The organism is Paenibacillus sp. NPDC056722 (assembly GCF_042790635.1).
GTDB classification, from domain to species: domain Bacteria; phylum Bacillota; class Bacilli; order Paenibacillales; family Paenibacillaceae; genus Paenibacillus_AQ; species Paenibacillus_AQ agri.
In genome coordinates, this window is record NZ_JBHTYV010000001.1 from 536,359 (window position 1) to 558,349 (window position 21,991).

The 21,991-nt window shown below is 48.2% G+C and carries 29 protein-coding genes and 1 tRNA gene; 6 read left to right on the plus strand and 24 right to left on the minus strand.

Annotation, left to right across the window (positions count from 1 at the left end; translation table 11 throughout):
• Positions 1-62: 62 nt before the first annotated feature.
• The 5 genes from ACFRAM_RS02565 to ACFRAM_RS02585 all read right to left on the minus strand — a co-directional run bounded on the left by ACFRAM_RS02565 (position 63) and on the right by ACFRAM_RS02585 (position 3,570).
• Positions 63-707, minus strand: a complete 645-nt coding sequence (locus tag ACFRAM_RS02565; protein ID WP_379464394.1) for a ribonuclease HII — start codon at positions 705-707, stop codon at positions 63-65.
• Positions 708-919: 212 nt separating this feature from the next.
• Positions 920-1,798 (minus strand): ribosome biogenesis GTPase YlqF, encoded by an 879-nt coding sequence (ylqF, locus tag ACFRAM_RS02570; protein WP_379464395.1) that lies wholly within the window; start codon positions 1,796-1,798, stop codon positions 920-922.
• A 39-nt stretch (positions 1,799-1,837) separates the two neighbouring features.
• On the minus strand, positions 1,838-2,458 hold the full coding sequence (gene lepB, locus ACFRAM_RS02575) for a signal peptidase I (protein ID WP_379464396.1): 621 nt from the start codon (positions 2,456-2,458) through the stop codon (positions 1,838-1,840).
• A 319-nt stretch (positions 2,459-2,777) separates the two neighbouring features.
• Entirely contained in the window at positions 2,778-3,122 is a 345-nt protein-coding gene (gene rplS / locus ACFRAM_RS02580) for a 50S ribosomal protein L19 (RefSeq protein WP_066362226.1), read from the minus strand.
• Positions 3,123-3,282: 160 nt separating this feature from the next.
• Complete coding sequence (locus ACFRAM_RS02585; RefSeq protein ID WP_066362227.1) at positions 3,283-3,570, minus strand: hypothetical protein; 288 nt, start codon at positions 3,568-3,570, stop codon at positions 3,283-3,285.
• Positions 3,571-3,813: 243 nt separating this feature from the next.
• On the opposite strand from ACFRAM_RS02585, the gene ACFRAM_RS02590 reads away from it, so the two are divergent.
• Positions 3,814-4,764 carry a DUF4097 family beta strand repeat-containing protein gene (locus ACFRAM_RS02590; protein ID WP_379464397.1) on the plus strand — a complete coding sequence of 317 codons (951 nt, stop codon included), beginning with the start codon at positions 3,814-3,816 and terminating at the stop codon, positions 4,762-4,764.
• Between the two features lie 107 nt (positions 4,765-4,871).
• Here the strand turns inward: ACFRAM_RS02590 and ACFRAM_RS02595 are convergent, their stop codons facing one another.
• The gene (locus tag ACFRAM_RS02595) at positions 4,872-5,105 is read right to left on the minus strand and encodes a hypothetical protein (protein ID WP_379464398.1); all 234 of its coding nucleotides are present in this window, start codon (positions 5,103-5,105) and stop codon (positions 4,872-4,874) included.
• A gap of 501 nt (positions 5,106-5,606) precedes the next feature.
• On the opposite strand from ACFRAM_RS02595, the gene ACFRAM_RS02600 reads away from it, so the two are divergent.
• Positions 5,607-5,680 (plus strand) — tRNA-Pro (locus ACFRAM_RS02600).
• A gap of 173 nt (positions 5,681-5,853) precedes the next feature.
• On the opposite strand, the gene ACFRAM_RS02605 is transcribed toward ACFRAM_RS02600, so the two are convergent.
• The 10 genes from ACFRAM_RS02605 to ACFRAM_RS02650 form a co-directional block, all read right to left on the minus strand.
• Entirely contained in the window at positions 5,854-6,030 is a 177-nt protein-coding gene (locus tag ACFRAM_RS02605; RefSeq protein WP_379464399.1) for a hypothetical protein, read from the minus strand.
• A gap of 227 nt (positions 6,031-6,257) precedes the next feature.
• On the minus strand, positions 6,258-6,389 hold the full coding sequence (locus ACFRAM_RS02610) for a hypothetical protein (protein WP_286154900.1): 132 nt from the start codon (positions 6,387-6,389) through the stop codon (positions 6,258-6,260).
• Positions 6,390-6,888: 499 nt separating this feature from the next.
• Positions 6,889-7,704: a tRNA (guanosine(37)-N1)-methyltransferase TrmD gene (gene trmD / locus ACFRAM_RS02615; protein ID WP_379464741.1), complete on the minus strand. Its 816-nt coding sequence runs from the start codon at positions 7,702-7,704 to the stop codon at positions 6,889-6,891.
• Positions 7,704-8,228 carry a ribosome maturation factor RimM gene (rimM, locus tag ACFRAM_RS02620; protein WP_379464400.1) on the minus strand — a complete coding sequence of 175 codons (525 nt, stop codon included), beginning with the start codon at positions 8,226-8,228 and terminating at the stop codon, positions 7,704-7,706. Before rimM ends, trmD begins: the two co-directional genes overlap by 1 nt.
• A 100-nt stretch (positions 8,229-8,328) precedes the next feature.
• Positions 8,329-8,559 carry a KH domain-containing protein gene (locus ACFRAM_RS02625; RefSeq protein ID WP_379464401.1) on the minus strand — a complete coding sequence of 77 codons (231 nt, stop codon included), beginning with the start codon at positions 8,557-8,559 and terminating at the stop codon, positions 8,329-8,331.
• A gap of 22 nt (positions 8,560-8,581) precedes the next feature.
• Positions 8,582-8,854 carry a 30S ribosomal protein S16 gene (rpsP, locus tag ACFRAM_RS02630; RefSeq protein WP_066362232.1) on the minus strand — a complete coding sequence of 91 codons (273 nt, stop codon included), beginning with the start codon at positions 8,852-8,854 and terminating at the stop codon, positions 8,582-8,584.
• A 316-nt stretch (positions 8,855-9,170) separates the two neighbouring features.
• Positions 9,171-10,556: a signal recognition particle protein gene (gene ffh, locus ACFRAM_RS02635; RefSeq protein ID WP_175371972.1), complete on the minus strand. Its 1,386-nt coding sequence runs from the start codon at positions 10,554-10,556 to the stop codon at positions 9,171-9,173.
• Positions 10,557-10,576: 20 nt separating this feature from the next.
• Entirely contained in the window at positions 10,577-10,933 is a 357-nt protein-coding gene (locus ACFRAM_RS02640) for a putative DNA-binding protein (protein WP_175371973.1), read from the minus strand.
• A 157-nt stretch (positions 10,934-11,090) separates the two neighbouring features.
• On the minus strand, positions 11,091-11,741 hold the full coding sequence (gene trhA, locus ACFRAM_RS02645) for a PAQR family membrane homeostasis protein TrhA (protein ID WP_379464402.1): 651 nt from the start codon (positions 11,739-11,741) through the stop codon (positions 11,091-11,093).
• 95 nt (positions 11,742-11,836) lie between these two features.
• Positions 11,837-13,354, minus strand: coding sequence for a carboxypeptidase M32 (locus tag ACFRAM_RS02650; protein WP_379464403.1), 1,518 nt, complete (start codon positions 13,352-13,354; stop codon positions 11,837-11,839).
• Between the two features lie 321 nt (positions 13,355-13,675).
• Between ACFRAM_RS02650 and ACFRAM_RS02655 the strand changes: the two genes are divergently transcribed.
• The 4 genes from ACFRAM_RS02655 to ACFRAM_RS02670 all read left to right on the plus strand — a co-directional run bounded on the left by ACFRAM_RS02655 (position 13,676) and on the right by ACFRAM_RS02670 (position 15,529).
• Positions 13,676-14,050, plus strand: coding sequence for an iron-sulfur cluster biosynthesis family protein (locus tag ACFRAM_RS02655; RefSeq protein ID WP_379464404.1), 375 nt, complete (start codon positions 13,676-13,678; stop codon positions 14,048-14,050).
• Positions 14,051-14,070: 20 nt separating this feature from the next.
• Entirely contained in the window at positions 14,071-14,631 is a 561-nt protein-coding gene (locus tag ACFRAM_RS02660) for a beta-class carbonic anhydrase (protein ID WP_066362250.1), read from the plus strand.
• A gap of 164 nt (positions 14,632-14,795) precedes the next feature.
• Positions 14,796-15,239 (plus strand): hypothetical protein, encoded by a 444-nt coding sequence (locus tag ACFRAM_RS02665; RefSeq protein WP_379464405.1) that lies wholly within the window; start codon positions 14,796-14,798, stop codon positions 15,237-15,239.
• Positions 15,239-15,529, plus strand: coding sequence for a YxcD family protein (locus ACFRAM_RS02670; RefSeq protein ID WP_175369833.1), 291 nt, complete (start codon positions 15,239-15,241; stop codon positions 15,527-15,529). The genes ACFRAM_RS02665 and ACFRAM_RS02670 overlap by 1 nt, the downstream gene beginning before the upstream one ends.
• 81 nt (positions 15,530-15,610) lie before the next feature.
• On the opposite strand, the gene ACFRAM_RS02675 is transcribed toward ACFRAM_RS02670, so the two are convergent.
• From ACFRAM_RS02675 to ACFRAM_RS02710, 8 genes are all read right to left on the minus strand, one after another.
• Positions 15,611-16,996, minus strand: coding sequence for a sensor histidine kinase (locus ACFRAM_RS02675; RefSeq protein WP_379464406.1), 1,386 nt, complete (start codon positions 16,994-16,996; stop codon positions 15,611-15,613).
• Entirely contained in the window at positions 16,984-17,646 is a 663-nt protein-coding gene (locus ACFRAM_RS02680; RefSeq protein ID WP_379464407.1) for a response regulator transcription factor, read from the minus strand. Before ACFRAM_RS02680 ends, ACFRAM_RS02675 begins: the two co-directional genes overlap by 13 nt.
• Positions 17,647-17,685: 39 nt before the next feature.
• Complete coding sequence (locus ACFRAM_RS02685; protein ID WP_379464408.1) at positions 17,686-18,450, minus strand: lantibiotic immunity ABC transporter MutG family permease subunit; 765 nt, start codon at positions 18,448-18,450, stop codon at positions 17,686-17,688.
• A gap of 1 nt (position 18,451) precedes the next feature.
• Positions 18,452-19,189 (minus strand): lantibiotic immunity ABC transporter MutE/EpiE family permease subunit, encoded by a 738-nt coding sequence (locus tag ACFRAM_RS02690; RefSeq protein WP_379464409.1) that lies wholly within the window; start codon positions 19,187-19,189, stop codon positions 18,452-18,454.
• Positions 19,182-19,889 (minus strand): lantibiotic protection ABC transporter ATP-binding protein, encoded by a 708-nt coding sequence (locus ACFRAM_RS02695; RefSeq protein ID WP_379464410.1) that lies wholly within the window; start codon positions 19,887-19,889, stop codon positions 19,182-19,184. The genes ACFRAM_RS02690 and ACFRAM_RS02695 overlap by 8 nt, the downstream gene beginning before the upstream one ends.
• Positions 19,890-20,092: 203 nt before the next feature.
• Positions 20,093-20,434: a hypothetical protein gene (locus tag ACFRAM_RS02700; protein WP_379464411.1), complete on the minus strand. Its 342-nt coding sequence runs from the start codon at positions 20,432-20,434 to the stop codon at positions 20,093-20,095.
• An 86-nt stretch (positions 20,435-20,520) separates the two neighbouring features.
• Positions 20,521-20,865, minus strand: a complete 345-nt coding sequence (locus ACFRAM_RS02705; RefSeq protein WP_175369840.1) for an Asp23/Gls24 family envelope stress response protein — start codon at positions 20,863-20,865, stop codon at positions 20,521-20,523.
• A 13-nt stretch (positions 20,866-20,878) separates the two neighbouring features.
• Positions 20,879-21,988: an AI-2E family transporter gene (locus ACFRAM_RS02710; RefSeq protein WP_379464412.1), complete on the minus strand. Its 1,110-nt coding sequence runs from the start codon at positions 21,986-21,988 to the stop codon at positions 20,879-20,881.
• Between the last annotated feature and the right edge of the window lie 3 nt (positions 21,989-21,991).

The window sequence follows — 21,991 nt, forward strand, 5'->3', positions numbered from 1 at the left end:
TTTTACATATATATCGGAAAAAATCATTCTTTTATAAGAACAACCTGCGGGCTCATGACCAACTAGAACAGCGTCTGCTGCTCTGCCAAAATTCTACCGATAAAACTGCGCCGGTGCATCGGTGTCGGACCGAGCGCTGTAATCTGTTCACGATGCAGCTTGGTCGCATAACCTTTATGTATCGCGATGCCGTAGTTCGGGTATAATTCTTCCCACAAACCTTCACACAACCTGTCCCGTGTTACTTTCGCTACGATGGAAGCTGCGGCAATGGATTGACTGTTGGCATCCCCTTTGATTATAGCCCGCTGCGGCAGCGGCAGATCTACCTTTTCCGCGTCGACCAGCATATAATCAGGGGAATGGTTCAGACCCTCCACAGCTTTTCTCATCGCCAGCCTGGACGCCTGTTTAATGTTAATCTCATCTATAACCGTAGCATTCACATGTCCTACACCAACCGCCAGCGCCTGCTCCATAATTAGCTCAAACAGAGCATCTCTCTTCTTCGCTGACAGTTTCTTGGAATCATCTACACCTTCAATGATCAGCCCTTCCGGCAGAATTACCGCCGCAGCGACGACGTCCCCGAACAGACAGCCCCTTCCTACTTCATCTACACCAGCAATCCGCTGATACGACTGCTCCCAGCCTTCCTTTTCATACAGCAACATATCTATACTCACGCTTCTACACCTACCAGTCATCTATTCTATTAATATTATAAAAAAATAACTGCCTGCTCTTCTTTTAAGCCAGCTTAACACAGGATTACCCTTGCGAAAACCTATAAAATAATACAGCATCTCCTTGGAATCCTTATAAAAAGTCAACCTACATGTTGAACCATCCCCAAACAAATGGATCAAAAAAAGCCACCCGCTAAGCGGATGGCTCGTCCATACCCGGTCTTCTATATTTACAAGCTACCTTGGTCTTCCGGCACTTCCAACGTGAATCGTCCGAGCTTGCCGGCACGAAGTTCGTGCAGCAGCGTACGGGAAGCCTTTTCCAGATCAACCCTGCCGCCGCTAACCAGACAACCGCGCTTACGTCCGACGGCTTCCATCACGGCTACAATCTCATCAGGATTCTCCAGATCTTCTGGAAGCTTGGTTACACCGAACCGCTCCTTGAATCTGGAACCATAATCCTTCACCAGATACTTCACCGCATAAAAAGCAATGTCTTCGACATTCAGGATTTCTTCCTTGATTGCCCCTGTTACTGCGAGACGATAACCAACATTCTGGTCCTCGAATTTAGGCCACAGAATACCAGGGGTATCCAGCAGTTCCAGATTTCCGCCTGTTTTGATCCACTGCTGCCCTTTAGTTACACCAGGGCGATCTCCAGTAGCAGCAATATTGCGTCCTGCCATCCGGTTAATCAGAGTAGACTTGCCGACATTGGGAATACCGACGATCAGTGCACGCATCGGACGCGGGTTCATCCCTTTGGCAATCTGACGATCAATCTTTTCTTTCAGCAGCAGCTTGACCTGCTCAGGGATATCCTTGACACCTGTTCCGGTAGAAGCATCCACAGGATAAGCTACGTGCCCCTGCGCCTTGAAATACTCCAGCCATTTCCGTGTCGCCTCAGGATCGGCTAAGTCTGCTTTGTTCAAAATAATCAATCTGGGCTTATCCCGCAAAATATCGTCAATCATCGGATTGCGGCTGGAAAGCGGCAGACGGGAATCGAGCAGCTCTATCGCCACATCAATTAGCTTCAGCTTATCTTCGATTTGTCGTCTAGCCTTCGTCATATGACCAGGAAACCATTGAATGGCCATTGCCGTCACCTCCTTTGATTCATCTCTGTGTCATTCTTTTTAATGATTAATCCAGGTAATATCCTTCACCGGCCAGAAGATTAGATCCGCACGGCCTACAATATCACCCAGCGGCACATAACCAATCATTCGGCTATCTGTGCTGTCTGAACGGTTATCTCCCATTACGAAGACATGGCCCTCAGGTACCGTACCGTCGGTAAAATCTTCATTAGGGAAGTTCTTATTATTGTACAGCGTATTATTCTTATGTGCCGCATCAATAGCACCCTGAATGTAGGTTTCATTCACAGGTTTGCCGTTAACTGTAACGACATCCCCTTCAACCTTCACCGTATCACCGGCCACCCCGATTACACGCTTAATAAAGTCGCGACCTTCGGATGGAACGTGGAACACAATGACTTCTCCCCGCTGCGGAGAACGAATGTCGTACAGTATCTCATTGACGATTACCCGCTCACCGGTGTGAAAATTAGGCCGCATGGAAGGTCCGTCTACAATAAACGGCTTGAACAAAAGCCAGCGGATCAGAATAACCAGAACTAATGCAATCGCTATTGCCTTAATCCATTCCAATACCTCATTTTTCTGCTTGGGTGGGTTCTGCCGAGTGGACTCTTCGGACTCCCCTTGACCCTGCTGCAATTCCTGCTGCATAGTTCACCATCCTCTCTTTATGCTACACTAACTATACAACACAAAAAAACTCCTGCCAAAAACCCCTCCATAGTTACTCCTTCAGGAGGCCTTTTCGGAGAAGCCGATCCCCAGCGCTCTATATCTCTGATGCATTGTATACAAATTGAATGAGAGTACTCCAGCCAGACAGAGTGTCTCTTTGAAATGCTGCCGAATCCATCCTAAATGATTATTCTCCCTGTAATCTCAGGAAACAGCCTGAAAATCCCCACGCTTAATACTCTCATGGTAAAACGAAAGGGGCTTGAATTCAAGCCCCTTCCCTTTGTCACTAATTCTAGCGACGGATTTCTTTAATTCTCGCAGCTTTACCGCGCAGTTCACGAAGATAGTACAGCTTCGCACGACGAACTTTACCGCGACGAGCCACTTCGATTTTCTCGAGTTTAGGCGAGTTGATAGGGAATGTTCTTTCCACACCAACACCGTAAGAAATTTTACGAACCGTAAAAGTCTCACTGATTCCACCGCCGCGACGTTTGATTACAACGCCTTCGAACAACTGGATACGCTCACGAGTTCCCTCGATAACTTTTACGTGCACTTTCAAAGTGTCACCCGGGCGAAAACTCGGGATATCTTTGCGAAGTTGCTCTTGGGTAATTTCTTGTAGGATACTCATTAAGGACTTCCTCCTTCCGTACAGGTGTTCATGCCTCTTCCGGAGAGATCTTATGCTCTCCCTCATTATCGACAGCGGACCACCGTATTCCACACAACAAAAATAATGTTACCATAAAAGACGGGCTATTTCAACAAAAAGATAAACTTTTTTTTGAAAATTAAAGCGGCAGCATGTCACGTTTCTTGGCCTGAGCTTTGCAATCCTTGCATAATCCGACTACAGTTCCATTATCTTGGGCATAAAAGATCAGCTTACCGTTTTTCTTTTTGCAGGAGGAGCATAGCTGTTCGCCGGAGGTCTGCTTCGCTCTGCGGTGGCTTTCCATTGAGATGACCTTGCTGTTCATTCCACTGCGCTCGTTCTGGCGTTTGGCCGTTCGCTTCAGGAATATAACATACATCCCGGTCAACACCAGCAAAACAATAAGGCCAACAATATAAGCCATTCGCCATTCCCTCCCTGAATTGTTTTGGATGAACCCGCAGCTAAGCTTCATATGAACTGATTTTATCACATTTAAAAGCTCAAATACAGATGAGGTCCCAGGCCTAGTCTTAGGTCTAGTATCGCAACCCGCCTGTAGCCTGTTTTCAATAAATTCCCATAACAGTTATACTAATTATAGTACGTATTCAATGAGCGAATTAGCAGTGCAGGATCTTTACAATTTCAAGGGGGAGCCATACATATGAAAAAGAATAGTCCAAAAATAATCGCAGCACTCGCCGTTGTATCCTTAACATTACTGGCGGGATGCACAGAGTTGCCTGGCAAAGCCAAAGTAAACCAGGAATCGGAACAATCCCGGTCGGATGGCTTGGAACAAAACCTTGGTGAGGCTGTGAAGCAAGGGCTGGGCCAAGCCGCAGCAGCTGTTACACAAGCCGCACAGGACACAGCAGATAAAGTCGTGGCAGGCTTCAAGGAAGGCAGCATAAGTAAGGAACTACAAGTCTCTCAGACAATCGGGTCTGCATCCGCGCTTAGTATCGAAAATTCCGTAGGTGCCATAGCGGTTAGGGCCGTTGGCGGAGATCAAATCAACGTAAAGGCCACGGTTCAGTCCTATAAAAACTTCAACAGCGAGCAAGAACGTCAGGAAATACTCGACAACGCCGAGGTTTCTGTTCTGACCAGCGGAGATAAACTAATCATCTCCACCCATGCCAAAGACGCTCCCAAGAAAGATCTGTGGAGCTGGGCACAGCGCAAGTACGGCTCTTCTGATTTCAGCATTGATTATGTCATTGAGGTTCCAAAGAGCGTAGATATGTATCAGGTGTCCAACGATGTCGGTGAAATCCAGCTGAGCGGTTTGCAAGGAACGTACCGGGTGAGCACCGACGTAGGAGCTATCCACATTAGCAATGCTACAATTGCCGGCAAATCCACCATTGAGTCCGATACAGGGAGCATTACTCTGAACATAGCCGCCCTCAACGAAGGAAGCAGCCTGAAAGCCAAGACGGATGTCGGAGCCATTACAGCTACCCTGGCCGACGGTTTGAACTATAGTCTCGAGACCGCCAGTGAGATCGGACAGATCAAAGGAGCTGCCAAAGGCAAGAGCACGGTGGGTAACGGCGGGCCGCTGGTCTCCCTAAGCTCTGATATTGGCGCAATAACCGTTCACAAGTAACATTAACTCGGGCTATGAGGCCCCTGCAGCTCTCTGACCATATGCTGCTAAGCAGTTGCAAAAGACCGCCACTCATCACGAGGGGCGGTCTTTTGCAGCCTAATTCCTTATACCAGCGCGATAGCGAGCAGCGTAAACAAGCTCAGGACCAAAATATCATTGGCAGCAAAAGGATTTCCGAAAAATGCTGACGTCTTCACCCTTTCAGGTCCGCCGTCTCTTTTTAAATAGACATTGTTTCGGTCTACATTCACGATAACTCCCTCATGCCGTTGTCCATCTACAGTCATAATTCGCACGCGTCTATTCATGCAGCGCAAACAGTTATGATAAGCCTCCACCAAATAACTCCTCCTCATTCGTAGTAGTGTATTTTATGAGGGGAGGGATCAGCCGGTAACGGCGAAGTGACAGGTGTCGGAAGACAAGGTAGCACTAAATATAAGTAGAAAACATAAAAAAGACCGTCCGAAGACGGTCTTTCTACCCGAGGCGCTAGTTTAAAACTTTGATCCGTATCCCGCGCCACCAAAGCTAATGATATTAGCCGTTGGTCCGGGTAAGGGATACGCTCAACATGTCATGCTTGATGTGAACGCACCTCCTTTCCTTGTGCCAAGAGTATAGCACAGCCTTTGTAAAATATCCAACACTATTTATTAACAATTCATCAATACTAGATTCATATTGTTAACGTTTACATAGCACTCAAAAACATCTGCTCTATATTTCATTTTTCACTTGAACGATAAGCGATTTTGGGTTATATATAGTTTATGGATTACAAATATTTGGATATATCTGAGAACATTTTTTCTTATTGCCGAGCAAACTACATTTGCCGGGGTATAGCGCAGCCTGGTAGCGCACGCCCTTGGGGTGGGCGAGGTCGCAGGTTCAAATCCTGTTACTCCGATTTCAGAAGAAGAAGAAAGCAGCACCTTTCAGGTTTCGTAGCCTGAGCGGTGCTGCTTTTGGTTTTAAATTATATCTCCAGGATACGAGCCTTGATGAATTAAACGAAGAGCAGATTAGTTAGCGGTACCCAACCTGCCTTGAAAAGTTTAACCGACGCTCTTGTAAGCCTATTCAAGACTTCTTAAAGAGCTTGAACACACCTGTTACAAGCGAGTAAATGGCCAGCAGTACGAGGAATGTAACTGCCCATGAATAGTTGCGGACGGTATACGTAAGCGATGACAGCATAATGAATATGGCGATGCGCAGCACACCTTCGTTAATAAACAGACTGCTCTTTTTAGCCATACAACCAGCCCCTCCTTGGTTTGGTGTTGCATAGGTATAATAATAGTACTGTTTTTGCTAATAAATAACAAGAGACAAGTTGCCCCTAAAAGCTATGATGTTTTGCACAGAAACATACCGTAATATTAATAAAACCATTAAAGCAGCGATTGTCATCGTCTGGCCTTAATGGTTTTATCTTTTTGCTATGCTAAGGGAGTTGATTATGCGGACTAGAATTCATTCGTTTAGGATTTTCGATTCGTATAGAAATCGATAATATCGTTCACCGTGCGGAGCGGCTCCGCTTGCTGCTGGACATCGTCCACGGTCTGCTTGAATTCTTTCTGCGTATTCGTAGTCGTAGTCACTTTAGTCATTCCTTTCGCTTATCTTGAATTAGCTGCGTCTTCAGCGGGATAGTTTATTTCGGCACCTCTCTTTATTACCCCAAATATAAGCTTGCAACGCACAATGGCCTTTTGATGTGATTCTTCTATATAATATGAACTTAAGATCCTCACGTAAGACTCAGTCGTCACTACGGCGGAATGTTTGGACTTCCGATCGCTGTTGTCCCCAGATTTCCTCTTTATAACCGCTTCTAGCGGTTGAAATCTGGAGACAGCTTAGGCTTCCGATGCGAGCTTTCCTGCGAAAAGCTTTCAGGCGAGCGCTTCGCTCCTACAGTTCCAAACTTCCCCCTTCGTTCCTTCTCGCTTTTTGTTACTTTCTTTTGTTCATCTTATATATATCATTTTTCAGAAAAACGATATTAGGATGCTTTCAGAAACAGACATCACAAAAAACGCCTCCTCAACGTTATATATACGTTAAAGAGGCGTTAAATATGACAAATATGAGCAACTTTTTTCCAAATCAGGCTTGACCATCGTTTTTCAGACGCTCCAGGGTCTTCCGATCCTTCGCTGTAAGCTCTGCAGTCTCTAAGAGATCCGGGCGACGTTCCAGTGTTCGCTGCAAGGCTTGCTCCCGCCGCCAAGTTTCAATGTTGGCATGATGACCACTGAGCAGTATATCTGGCACCTTCCAGCCACGAAACTCTGCTGGACGTGTATAATGCGGATACTCCAGCAGTCCTGTACTGAACGAATCACTCACTGCTGAGGTCTCATTGCCTAGCGCTCCCGGTTGCAAGCGAACGATCGAATCAATAACGGTCATTGCCGGGAGTTCTCCCCCAGTCAGTACGTAATCGCCAATGGAAAGCTCGTCTGTCACCAGATGCTCACGGATTCGCTCGTCGTAGCCCTCATAATGGCCGCAGATAAAGATCAGATGTTCTTCCTGCGCCAATTCTTCGGCAATCTGCTGAGTGTAGGTTTTGCCCTGCGGGCACATAAGAATAATTCGAGGTTTAATACCTTCTTGGTCCATGTGTCCCTCAGCAGAATGCTCCGCCGCATTCCCATGCTCAGAAGATACAACTGTAGAACCAGTGGACTCTGCCAGCACATGTTCCACCGCTGCGAAAATTGGATCGGGCTTCAGTACCATCCCTCCACCTCCGCCATACGGCGTGTCATCCACGGTATTGTGCTTATTGCCGGAGAAGTCACGGAAGTTCACCGCGTTCAGCGACACAATTCCTTTTTCACGAGCCTTCCCCAGAATGCTTGTGCCGAAGACGCCTTCGCACATCTCAGGAAAGAGCGTCAACACATCAATTCTGATCATGGAAGTAGACCTTCCATCAGACGGACTTTAATACGCTTAGCCTCGATGTCTACATCCACTACCACATCGTTAATGACTGGAATCAGGATATCCTGTCCTTTCGGTGGCTTAACCACCCATACGTCATTGGCTCCAGGCTGAAGAATTTCAGTGATTGTCCCAAGTGGCTGACTGTCATTGTCTTCGGTGTACACGTCACAGCCTACAATCTGGTGAAAATAGTACTCGTTCTCCGGCAGCTCTACCAAATCATCGCTTGGCACTTTAAGCATGCTTCCCTTGTACTTTTCGATCTGGTTGATGTTGGTATAGCCTTTGAGTCTAACAATATACATGCCCTTGTGCTCCCGGGCGCTGTCTACGATCACATCAAATTTAGGACTGCCATCTGCCGGAATCACAATTAGCTTCTTGCCAGGTGCAAACCGCACATCCGGAAAATCCGTATGAGACAGAATCTTGATCTCCCCGCGAATGCCGTGAGTGTTGACAAGCCTGCCTACGGTTAATTCTTCGGTCATACATTCCTCTCCTTTACCATGTGAGACTTATCCGTTCTTATATAATTGAACAAAAAGGAGCCGGGATATACAATCCCTAGCCCCTCTTTGTGCGTATCTGTTAAGATAAAATATCTACGGTTACGCGCTTATCGCTCTTGACTGCTGCAGACGTGACTACGGTACGGAGCGCTTTGGCGATCCGACCCTGCTTGCCGATGACCTTGCCGACATCATCAGGATGAACGGAAAGTTCATAGACAATCAGGTGATCCTTCTCCACGATACGTACGGTCACATCCTCTGGATGATCCACTAAAGCCTTAGCAATAACACCAACTAATTCTTCCATAGAGGACCCTCGCAATCAGTCATTATTTCTGATTCTTAAGCTCATGGAACTTCTTCAACACACCAGCTTTGGAAAGCAAGTTGCGAACGGTGTCGGATGCTTGCGCACCTGTTTGAAGCCATTTAAGAGCTTTTTCCTCATCGATCTTCACTACTGCCGGTTGTTCAACCGGGTTATAGTAACCGATTTCCTCGATGAAACGACCATCACGAGGGGACCGGGAATCGGAAACCACTACACGATAGAAAGGCGCTTTATGTGCACCCATTCTTTTCAGACGAATACGTACTGCCACGAAATTCACCTCCTTAAAATAGTTTCGATCCCTCCCAAACCCTCCCTTCCAAGGGAGGGCCCCAAAGGGCTGCACCCTCTGGACACCGCTAAGTGCAACTAGCGTGGGTGTTCAGATTGGCGGTACCTAGGGACGGGAGATGCATGAGCGCTTATCGTCCCTTACGGGACACGCTTGATTACTTACTGTATCTAGGAAGACCATTGATTGTCTCTACGTTATACTGTGGACAATCAACAAGTTCAAAAGATTAAAGTCAAAACATTAAAGACTAAGGGCAGAAGAATTATCCTACGTTATACTGTGGATAATTAACTTAACGGAAAGGGAACTTCATGCCTTTACCGCCAAGTGCTTTGAGCTGCTTCATGGCATTCTTCTTGGAGCCCTTGCCTCCGCCACCCATCATACCAGAGAACTGCTTCATCATCTTACGCATCTCGTCGAACTGCTTGATGAGACGGTTAACCTCAGCAACTGAGGTGCCGCTTCCGGCTGCAATCCGTTTGCGACGGTTATGATTGATGATCTCAGGCTGCTGTTTCTCAGCCTTAGTCATGGAATGAACAATGGCTTCGACACGGTCCATCTGCTTGTCATCGACCTTGAGGTCCTTGATGCCCTTGGCCTGGTTCATACCAGGGAGCATACCGAGGATCTGGTCGATCGGGCCAAGCTTCTTGACCTGATCCATCTGCTCAAGGAAATCATCGAACGTAAATTCCGCGTTACGCATCTTACGTTCCATTTCCTTCGCTTTCTCTGTATCAATGTTCGCTTGAGCTTTCTCAATCAGCGACAGCATGTCGCCCATACCCAGGATACGAGAAGCCATCCGCTCCGGATGGAACGGCTCCAGTGCGTCGATCTTCTCGCCTAGCGCGGCGAACTTGATCGGGCAGCCAGTAACAGCTTTGACGGATAATGCCGCACCACCACGGGTGTCACCATCCAGCTTGGTCAGCACAACACCAGTCAGTTCAAGCTGTTTGTTGAAGCTATCTGCGACGTTAACGGCGTCCTGACCTGTCATGGCGTCAACGACGAGCAGCACTTCATCAGGAGTCAAAGCCGTGTGAATCTGCTTCAGCTCTTCCATCAACGCTTCATCAATATGCAGGCGGCCTGCGGTATCGATGATGACATAATCCAAGTTGTTGTCCTTGGCATGCTGTAGGCCTTGCTTAGCGATTTCTACCGGGCTGATCTTGTCACCCAGCGAGAACACCGGAACCTTGATCTGCTCACCAAGCACTTCAAGCTGCTTGATCGCTGCCGGGCGGTAAATATCACACGCTACCAGAAGCGGACGGTGATTGCCCTTCTGTAGCAATTTTGCCAGCTTGCCTGAAGTGGTAGTCTTACCCGCCCCTTGTAGACCCGCCATCATAATGACGGTAGGTGGCTTGTTCGACTTGGCCAGCTTCGCCTGGCTTCCGCCCATCAGCTCAGTTAACTCTTTGTTAACGATATCGATAATGACCATGCCGGGCGTAAAGCTATCCATAACTTCCTTGCCGACGGACTTCTCTTTCACCTTGGACACAAAGTCCTTGACGACCTTGAAGTTAACGTCCGCTTCCAGCAGGGCCAGCCGCACTTCGCGCATGGCTTCGTTGACATCATCTTCGGATACCTTACCCTTGCCGCGAAGCTTGCTGAATACATTCTGCAACCTTCCGGTCAAACCTTCAAACGCCATATGCAGTTCCTCCCTTCATGCTATTCTAACCTCTGCAAACGATCCACAATGTCCATGAACCGCACTTTATATTGCTCAGGCAGCATCCCATCATCCGGCAGTCTGCGCAATTCTTCCAAATATCGGCTACGGGTCTCATGCTTCACCAGCAAACCGAGCTTCTCTTCATAATTCTCCAGAACCTGTTCCGCCCGCTTGATATGCTCGTACACCGCCTGGCGGCTGATATCAAACTCAGCAGCGATTTCACCCAGGGAGAAATCATCGTGAAAATAATATTTAAGGAACGTCTGCTGCTTATCCGTAAGCAACCGTTCGTAAAAAGCGAAAAGCAGGTTGATTCGATTCGTTTTCTCGAGCCTATTCTCCTGACTCATTAAGGGCACTCCCTTCGTCAAGGAAAAACACTTTACAGCTTCACAACGTCCCTTATATTACCCAAAACAAAGAAAGATGTCAAGCTTTTTTGCTTGTCATCTTTTTCTTTAAGCAAATTTGTTGCCATGTGTGCCCCATGTATGCGATTTTTGCTCTTTATAAACGGATGGGCAGCAAATAAATCAACACGGCGAAGAAGTGTGTCACGCTGCCTGCCAGCACGAAGACATGCCAGACGGCATGATGGAACGGGAACCCACGCCACACATAGAAGACCGTCCCTAAGGTATACAAGATACCGCCGGCGACCAACAGCGTCATCCCTCCACTAGCCACAACAGCCGACAAGGGGCTCCAGGCGATCACGATCAGCCAGCCCATGGCAATGTAAAAGACGGTGGACATGAACAGAAACTTTTTGACGAAAAAGGCCTTGAAGAACACACCGAAAGCAGCAATTCCCCAAATAATGCCAAACAACGACCAGCCGAGGGTCCCTCGGATAGCTACCAGTAGAAACGGAGTGTACGTTCCCGCGATGAACAAGTAAATGGAAGAATGATCGAAAAATTCGAACAAATCCTTCGCCTTACCCTCTTTGAGGCTATGAACCAATGTTGAATTGAGATACAGAAGCAGCATGGTAGTTCCATAAATGGAGAAACTGACCACATGCCAAGCCGTTCCCTTCAAACTTGCAAAAACAACAAGCAGGACCAGCGCGGCTACACTAAGGACCGTACCGATTCCATGCGTAATTGCATTTGCGACCTCTTCCCGGCGACTGTAAGTATACGTATTTGCCATACCCAAATCCTTCCGTTTTGCGGTTTCCTTCTATTATAGCCGTTCCGCGGGTGCCATTCCACTCTGCCGGATGACCCCCGCGCCTGCCTTATGGCTTACAGTTGATAGAGCGCTGTGTATTTCTCTTCCAGATAATCGGCCAGATAATCCGGGTTCAGCGGTTCGCCAGTTACTTGCTCAATAATTTGTGAAGGCGTTAAACTTTGTCCATACTGGTAAATTTTGTCAGTCAGCCATTCCTTAATAGGAAGCAGGTTGCCGGACGAAACCAGTTCATCGAACGTAGGCAGCTCTTTGCGGAGCGTGTTCAGAATCTGAGCGGCATACATATTCCCAAGCGAATAGGAGGCAAAATAGCCGAAGTCTCCACCCGACCAATGCACGTCCTGCAATACGCCCAGCGCATCGGTTGGAGGGGTGATCCCCAGATACTCCTGGTACTTGGCATTCCAGACCTGCGGGAGATCCTTCACGGCAAGTCCTTCATTGAAGATTAGCTTCTCGATTTCATAGCGGACAATAATATGGAGGTTGTACGTCAACTCGTCTGCTTCAATCCGAATGAACGTATTATCTACACTGTTAATCGCCCGGTAGAAATCCTTGACATCAACACCGGCAAGTTGTACTGGGAAGTAATGTTGTAGATCCTTGTAATACCGCTCCCAGAAGGGCAGGCTGCGGCCGATCATGTTCTCCCACAAGCGGGACTGGGATTCGTGAATTCCCATCGATGCGCCTTGAGCAAGTGGTGTGCCTACAAGCTCGGGGTTGATATTTTGCTCATACAGGGCGTGTCCGCCTTCATGCAAGGAGCTGAACACAGCGCTAGTAACGTTATCCGGAATATAGTTAGTCGTAATGCGAACATCTCCCGGATTCAGTCCTGTCGCAAAAGGATGCACACTCTCGTCCAGACGTCCGGCATCAAAGTCATAACCCATCTGCTTCAAGATGAAGAGTCCAAATTGCTCCTGCCCCTCTTGTTCGAAGATTTGCTGCAAAAAGCTTGTGTCTGGCTTGTTCGGGGAAGCTGCGATTTTCTCTACTAGCGGAACGAGACGGCTGCGCAGACGGCCGAACACTTCATCAACCTTCTCAACCGTCAAATCCGGCTCATACATATCGAGCAAAGTGTCGTAGCGGGTGCCATTGACTCCCCAGTAATCAATAAACTCCTGCTTAAAGGCTACAATCTTCGTAAGGAACGGCTCGAATCCAGCAAAATCGCTGTTCTCCTTCGCATCTTCCCACTTCGTTTCCGAGTGAGCTGCCAATACAGCATACTCCTCATATTTCTTCGGCGGAATGCTCTTGGAGCGCTCATATTCCTTGCGGCAATCATGCACTATCTTATTCTGAACCTCATTCAATTGACTCTGAATATCAGGACGGCTGAAATATTCAGTGAACTGCCCCATCTCGGGCGAGGTCTCCAGTCTGAAATATTCACCGCTCAGCATCCCTACAGTCTGAGAACGAATCTCCGCACCCTTGCGCGGCGCGCCTGTACGCAGATCCCAATGCAGAAGCCCGATGGCCTCGCGGTAACCGCTCATTTTAGATAATAAACCACTGAATTTCTCCCACTCTTGCGATACTTGTTGTTCCATATATGGAGCACCTGCTTTCTCTATTTTGTCTGCTCCTCTTGATGATACTTTTTTAAATACTGATAAGCAACTTCACCTACAAGAATATAGCTAAATGAAGTTAGTAGGCATTATTTAAAAGCAGGTCTTACCTTCTCTCGAACCAACGATGAACATATTGACCATAGTTCAAAAAACTAAGAAAACTCCAGAATATTGACTACTGTTAATTATAATCCGTATAATCAGTTTCAGAGCTTGAACTCTCTAATTTGAAATACTTTGATTAGACTACTCGAAGCCAACTGGGCTTCACATTATGCTAAAGGAGCGTGAAAGGCAATGATCATTCAAGTTACACCCTTAGCGGAGAGGAAGTTGAAAGAAAGGCTTGGAGATCAGCCGGGAATTTTCAGGCTCTTTTATGATACCGAAGGATGCGGCTGTGACGGCATCAACGTACTCCTGATTGTGGATCAAAGTGGTCCTGAAGATCTCAGTATTGACGCTGGCGGCCTGCCTTTCATCGTCAGTAGGCAGCAGGAAATCTTCTATGAAGACAAAATGCGGCTGGATGCTGAAGAACGGTTCACTTCATTTAAACTGGATAGCGATTCACAGATTTACGGAAAAAATATACTGGTAAGAGATATACGAGGTACTGAAGCCCCGCTTCCTGGTGAAGGATCAGCGTGCGCAGTGGAAATTACCCGTTAACCCCAAGGAGGAGCAAAACCATGAGCCAAGTAACCAATATTCTAGAACATAATCAAAAATTCGTTGAAAACAAAGAATATGAAGCCTACCTGACCGGTCGGTACCCGGCTAAAAAAATGCTGGTGATTACCTGTATGGATACACGTCTCGTAGAACTACTGCCTAAAGCTATGAATTTCAAGAATGGCGATGTCAAAGTCATTAAAAATGCCGGCGCCATTATCTCTCAACCATTCGGCAGTGTTATGCGCAGTGTTATGGTTGCTCTGTACGAGTTGAATGCGGATGAAGTCATCGTTGTGGGACACTATGAATGTGGCATGGCATCCCTGAATCCCGACACGATGATCGGCCACATCAAGGAACGCGGAGTCTCCGAAGAAGTGTTGTCCACCCTGGAGAATTCGGGAATCAAGCTCACCAAGTGGCTAAAAGGATTCGACAACGAGAAGGAAGGCGTTATCCAGACTGTTGAGCTAATTAAGCGTCATCCGTTGCTGCCTCCGAATGTTCCTGTACACGGAATGATCATTGATCCGAATACAGGAGCACTTGAGCTGCTCTCAAACGGTTACGAATAAGATGAAATCACACTCGTAAGCTGTACGCGCGGATACAATATCCGCGCTTTTTTTATTTTAAAAATATTTCGAAATATGATGATTAAAAATGAAACCATCTTCAAAGTTATCCGTATTACCGGAAAGACACAAAAAAAATGCTTACAGGAGGGTTCACCTAGTCAATGAAACCAATGAAACGTGTAATGATGATTGTTATGGCCTTCACTCTGTTCTTTGTTGTAGCGTCACCGAATTTTGTGGACGCAAAACGCGGGGGCGGCGGATTCAAATCCGGAACGCGTAGCTTCACCACCACCCCGAAGAAATCTACCACCACAAATAACGTGAAGAAAAGCGATAGCACTACCGGCGGCGCAACCACCGGAAGCATGGCAAATACAAAACGCGGCTTCTTTAGCGGCGGCGGATTGATGAAAGGCCTTATGATTGGTGGTCTTGCTGGCATGCTGTTCGGCGGTTTGTTCGGCGGTATGGGCTTTATGGGCAATATTCTCGGATTCGTAGTTAATATGCTCGCAATTTATCTGGTAGTTACCTTGATTCTTTCCTTCTTCCGCCGCAGACAGGAACGCCGCAGCTTCCAAGAACGGGATGACCGCGCCTAATGAATAGTACTGTTCTTAGCATGGATGAGATCATTAATGCGATCTGCCTACACATGGCTGAACGTAAGGCAGTAAATCCTACCGAAGTGCAGGTGGAGCTTAGCTGGGAAGAAGACACCGGCTATTCTGCGGAGGTATGGGTGCATGGCCGAAGCCAGTTCCTGGTGGAGTCCAATATGATCGAAGCCATTCTGCGTTACGTGCATACCGAATACGGGATCCGGGCTTACCGCGAGGATGTACGGTTGGATCTGGATGAAGAAATTACAGCTGTAGTAACTACAGATTGAAATTAATAAATAAAAGACGGTACAGCCCTTGGGCTGTACCGTCTTTTATTTATTATCGTCTGCCTGATCCTCCAATCCTTGTCAGGACAAGGGAAATTCTAAAGTAACTTTAGCCCCACCCAAGACTTCGTCATTCCCTAAGACCAGCTGCCCACCATGCCTTAGCATGATGGATTGCGCAATGTAAAGCCCCATGCCGTGATGATGCCCCGAGCTTCGACTGCGGTCACCCATATAAAACTGCTTTGTTGCCTCTCGCAGATCAGCAAAAGTGAAGCCGCCGCCACTGTCGTCCACTGTAAAGCAAACACTATCTGGCCTGCCTTCTGCAGTCAGTGTGATGATGCCCTGAATAGGGGTATGTTCCACTGCATTCATCACAACATTGAGTATTGCCCGCTGGAACAAATCCTTGTCGATTGCGATGAAATCCGGCATGTTGTGTGCGTTCATGTGAACCTGTATCTCTTTCTCAACAGCGGCCGCTCTCAGAAGTTCTTCAATATCCTCAAGCAGCGAAGCGGTATCTATTGTGACCCGCTCCAGCTTCAGCCCTTCCTGCGTCTTCGAAATTTCGATCAGTTCCCTCGCATAACGTTCAATCTGTGCCGAACTAGTCAGGATATAACGATTGTAATCCCGCTGGATCTCATCTTGGGCTGTCTCGCTTAGCAGCTCCGCATTCCCTCGGATGATCGTAAGCGGTGTTTTGATATCATGCGCGAGCGCGGAGATTTGCTCCCTGCGGGCCTGCTGCTCCTCCCATTGTTGCCGGAGTGAGGCCTTTAACTCGTTCTTCATCGTGTCTAGTGAATCTAGGACTGTGTCAATCTCATGCACACCACTGGATTGCACGGTGAATTCGAGATCCTGATTCTGAATTTTGCCAATGACTGACTGTAGACCTTTCATTTTCTTCGCCAGCTTCTTGCCGAACAGATAGGACCATAAGGCAATTTGCAGCAGAAAGCCCACCACAATCAGTATGATCCCCAGGAGCTCAGGATTAGGCAGATGGGTTCTCAGCCATTCCGAGCGATAATTCATGACAATAGAATAACTGAGCAGAAGGACCTCTCGCTGCTGCTCCCTTTGAATGACGGTGTAATAACCGCGGATTCCGCCTTTACTGCCCGACTCGACAGCCTTCCATGCTTTCTGCGCTTGCTCCCTATTTAGACTGCCGCTCACATATTGCCCTTCCTGAGTATAGAGAGCATAATCCGACAGAGAAGGAATTTGATCTGGTCTAATTTCGGGACTGGAAACTAGTATATCCTTTGCAGCGGCAATCTGCTTCTCCACATAATTGGCCGGGAGAATCTCTCCTGTCGCCGTAGCTATAAGATAAGTTCCAATCAATAGGCCGAGCCATAGCAGCATTCCCCCACACAACAGCATAAAATATCTTAGGAAAATAGTACTCAGAGCCAATGGTTTGCGGGCCTTGTGCTTTAAGTTCTCCATTTATAACCTATCCCCCAGAGGGTCTCGATCGGTGATAGCTCGTACCTCGACAGCTTTGCACGGATATTCTTAACATGCTCCGCCACCGCTGCACTGTCGCTCTCCCCATCAAACCCAAACACCGATTCATAAATCCTCTCTTTGGAGAAGACCTGTCCCCGATTCCGGGCAAGAAACTCACAGATTTTATATTCACTCTTGGTGAGGGGTACCTTGTCCTCCTGCACATGCATTTCCTTGCCTAATAGGTTGAAATGAACCTCATCGATACTCAGCATACTGCGCCTCTCCCGCTGCTCTCTTCGCAAATGTGCATTCACCCTGGCCCGTAGCTCACCAGTCCCGAAGGGCTTAAGGATATAGTCATCTGCGCCCAGACCCAATCCGTACATAATGTCATCCTCTAGTGTTTTTGCCGTGAGGAATAGAATCGGGCAATCAACGATGCCCCTTATTCTCTCGCAGAGGGAAAACCCGTCGATTCCCGGCATCATGACATCCAGCAGAATCAGGTCAAAGAAACCGGGATTTAGCGCTGTGATCTGCTCCGGCTCAGATAACGTGGTCACACTGTGTCCGTCCTTGATCAGGATATTACGAATCAGTATCAGAATGCCCGCTTCATCATCTACGGCCAGTATTCGGGCCATCCAGCCTCCTCCTTTCAACGCTTAAAGCTTTTCCTTCCGTTATCCTTCCGATTTGCGGCCTTCCCACCGGGTAAACCATACACAGGACAGCAGCAGCACACCTGCCGTGACGATGATACTTATCCAAATGCCGCTATGCAGTTGAACCATTATGGAAGAGCTAAGTGGCACTTCAGTTGCGTACAATACCCACATACTGGCCAATCGCACAGGCCAACTCCAAGGCACCAGAATCCAAATCCCATCGCCAAGCCCTGTGAGCAGTAGTGCTCCCAGCAGGCTCCCCATAATGCCCATGCCTATCGAAGTCCCCTGTCCAAAGCGCAAGCTTATCATCAAATGAAAAATATACAGGATTATGCAGCTTCCGGCAAGCACACAGGCAACAGTCAGGTAGAGATGCATGGGTAGTAGTCCGTCTTTGTGTAGCAGCTCCGTGAGGCCTGCCCCGAACATCACTACTGCCAATAGCGTGCCTGTAAAACCCATAATGAGCAGCAGAAACAGCTTACTGAGAAAGGTCCACATCTTCGGTGCAGCCCCTCCCAGCAGGTTCTGGAATTGCCCAGCAGCCTCTTCCTGCCTGGCCAGCATCGCAGTCAGAACGCCAATTAGCGTTGGGAAGGCCACGGCTAATATTTCAACAAATCCGACAGTGAGTAAGAGACCATCCATAGGCGAAATAGAAGCGTACGCCAGGAACGCCCCTGCTCCGATAAGCGGCAGAAGCAGATGAATCAGCAGCAGCGGCGTCCGTTTAATTTTCAGAAAATCCGCTCGTAACATACGGTCAAATCTATTCATCCTACAAAGCCTCCCGCTTGCTGAACCACTGTGCCGTGAGCCAAAGCAGCACACCACACAGTGCCAACGACTCCAAGACACCCGGCAGGATAACCCCCCAGGCCAGCAGGGGATCACCTGCTTCTGCTGGAATCCCGTTCGGCAGGATTTCGAGTACAGGACACATCAGCCGGATCGGAATAGCGTACGGAACAACCCACCATATCTCCCGGGTAGCAAACAAAATACCGAGTACAATATTCCCTGCAAGATTGATCAGGATGGTCATGAACATGCCACATGTCACAGCAAGAAACAGGCAGAGTGGAATCTGCCAGGCGAATGTGACCGCGAGCAGAACAGATGCCATTAATCCTTGGGCAGGCAAGATCGTCTGCCCCAGCCACAGCCCTCCGAGCATAGCCCCTACAAAGAAGATTAGACAGACAGTTAGTAGCCAGACCATGCAGAGCAGAGCTTTCCCTAGCCAAAGTTTACGTGGGTCCACTGGCAGGGCAAGCACGCCCTGAAATTTCATATTGGCATCCTTCTGGACGACCAGAGTACAGAATAGAGTGGTCGCGCCGGGCAACATGATGACATACCACCAGTTGTAGGCACCGGTCTGGAAAAGGCGCCCGCCCATTAGCAAGAAAGCGATTAGCAGTGTAAGGGCTGGCATCAGCCAGGTCATCCGCGGGGCAAAGGTGCGTTTAAGCTTCAGCTTTTCCACAAGCATATATTGCAGCAATTTATTCACCGGCCCTTCTGTGCGCAGCGGCCACCTGCATGAACAATGTCTCCAGGTCCTGTTCCCCATGCGCGCTGCCCTGATAGCCGAGCACACCGCCGGCAATAATACCGATTTCATCCACAACCTGCTCTACCTCAGAGAGTACATGGCTGGATAAAATGACGGTGATGCCCTGCGCCGGAAAGGAGCGGATCAGCTCCCGGAGCTGTTGGATACCGATAGGGTCCAGCCCGTTCGTCGGTTCGTCCAGTATCAGCAGCCGCGGATGATTCAGCAGAGCGATGGCAATACCGAGGCGCTGCTTCATACCCATCGAGAATTGCCCTGCTCTTTTTTTACCCGTTCCCGTCAGATCAACGGTTAACAGGACCTCATCAATGCGCGACTCCGGCAACCCCAGCATTATTGTGCGCACCCGCAGATTCTCCCGGGCCGTCAGATTTTCATACAGGGGGGGACTCTCGATAAGCACTCCGATGTCCGTCAGATCCCGGCGATGCCACTCATGCCCGTCGAACCGGATGCTCCCCGAAGTGGGCTTAAGCAGACCGGTCAGCATTTTCAGTGTAGTCGACTTCCCGGCACCGTTAGGGCCGAGCAATCCGTAAACTGTATTCCTTGGCACAGACAAGCCGATGTTCTCGACTGCTTTTTGCTTGCCAAAGCTTTTACAAAGACTTCTTGTTTCCAAAATCAAATCCTTCACTATCCATCATCCTTTCCCTTCTGTAGTCACAGATTAAAGGACAATTATCAGGATTTTATAAGGATACTGAAAAGAAGTAAAACGAAGCACCATCAGCACAAAAGTCAGGCACACAAAAAGGGATACCGCATATGCAGTACCCCTTCACTGTATTAGCCTATCCGCACGAATCCGCTGCTCCATAACCCTCAATCTCCGCAGTCTTAAAGCAGGGAAATTACCAACAGTTCGTACAGTACCAGTGGCAAAATCACATTACTGTTATAGCCAGGTGAAGGATACGGCGTCGGGTAAGGTGCATACGGGTTAAAATACCCCCGGGCTCCTTGATTAGCGGTCACACCCAGATACAGATGTTTGCTGTCTACGCCGGAGATCGTGCCTTCATGAATCAGTCCGTCTACGGTCTGCACTCTCACCCTTTGATTAATATAAGGCTTACAGGAATTGTGCAGTGAGTCACGGACGCCGTGCAGATGCCGGATCACATTGGGATCGGCTTGATAGATAACTCCCTGCTGCTGACCTGTGTTATATGTCGACATAATCTTTTGACCTCCACAGATGGATTTGCTCCATACTATGCGGTAGCCTACTCAATGGTGCCTAGAGACAACTCTTAATGAATCCTCTATACGAGGGCGATCCCTTCTACCTTGACGTTAACAGCCACAAGCGACAGTCCCATCATCGTCTCCACCGCATGACGCACATTGTGCTGAACCGCCTGGCATACCTCCTGGATCTTATACCCGTAGTTGACGATGATCCGCAGGTCTACCTCGACCTCCCGCTCCTTCACTTCAACAGTAATTCCTTGCTGCCCGCTTTTGCCGCTCAGGCGTTTGGTCAGGCCCTCCGACATGTTTTTGGACATGGAAGCAATACCAGGTGTCTCAATCGCAGCCAGCCCGATCATCTTGGAGACTACAGCATCGGAAATATGGACAAACCCTTCTCTGATATCTTTCAACATGAATATACACTCCTTATTCTATGGGTTCAGAAGATACTGGGGGACTGGCCTCAGTCTTCCGTTGTCTGATAAACACTTCATACAGCTTGATTACGATAATTTTGAGAATTAGATAGACAGGGATGATCAGTAGAATCGCCAGGATGCCGCCCAGATCGCCGCCGACCAGCACCAGGATAATCGTGGTGAGCGGGTGGATATCGAGCTTTTTCCCGAAAATATACGGCGCAACCAGGTTATCCTGGATCTGCTGGGCAATCAGAATAATCACAATCGACCAAATGGCCGTTGACGGCGACTGAATCAGGCCCACGATAAAGATCGGCACACTCGACAGGATTGCACCGATGAACGGCACGAAGTTCATGACAACCGCGATAAGTGTAAGCAGCAGCGCATATGGCAGGCCAATGATCAGGAAGCCAATGTACATCAGTACACCCAGCGCCAGATTCACCAGCACTCTGCCTACAATAAAGTTGCTGAGCGCACTGTCGATCTCACTCATCATCGCTGTGCCTTCATCCTTGTAACGCTGCGGCATGAAGCTAACGATTCTCTGCCCGAACTTGCCGCCTTCCTTAAGCATAAAGAACAGAATGATCGGAAAGGTAAATAAAATAATAGCAAAGTTAGACACGAAGGAGAACAGACCTGACACATAGTTCGTCAACAAGTTGAAGCCTTGGCTCAAATAATCAGTCACCTGGGTTAGCGGGCTAATATCTCCAGGCAGTAGGGACGAGAGCCATGGAATCTCCTCCAGCTTGCGAATCTGCTCGTTCATGTTGGCGAAGAGACTTGGTGCATTGTTCACCAAATTCACTAGCTGTGTGCGCAGGGATGGGAACACGCCGATGCTGAGCACCAGCAGCAATAGCGCTATCACTACATACACAATCAGTATGGAGATCGAACGGTTGATCCTGCGTTTCTCCATGGCATTGATCAGCGGACGCAGCAGATAATAGAAGAATCCCGCCAGCATCAATGGAATGATAATTACACTGAACAATGATAGCACCGGTTTGAAAATAAAATCCACCAAGGTGCCGACATACACGATGCCCAGCACCAGTAGAACAGCAATACAAATACGAATGAACACGTTCAATTTCGCCACAGT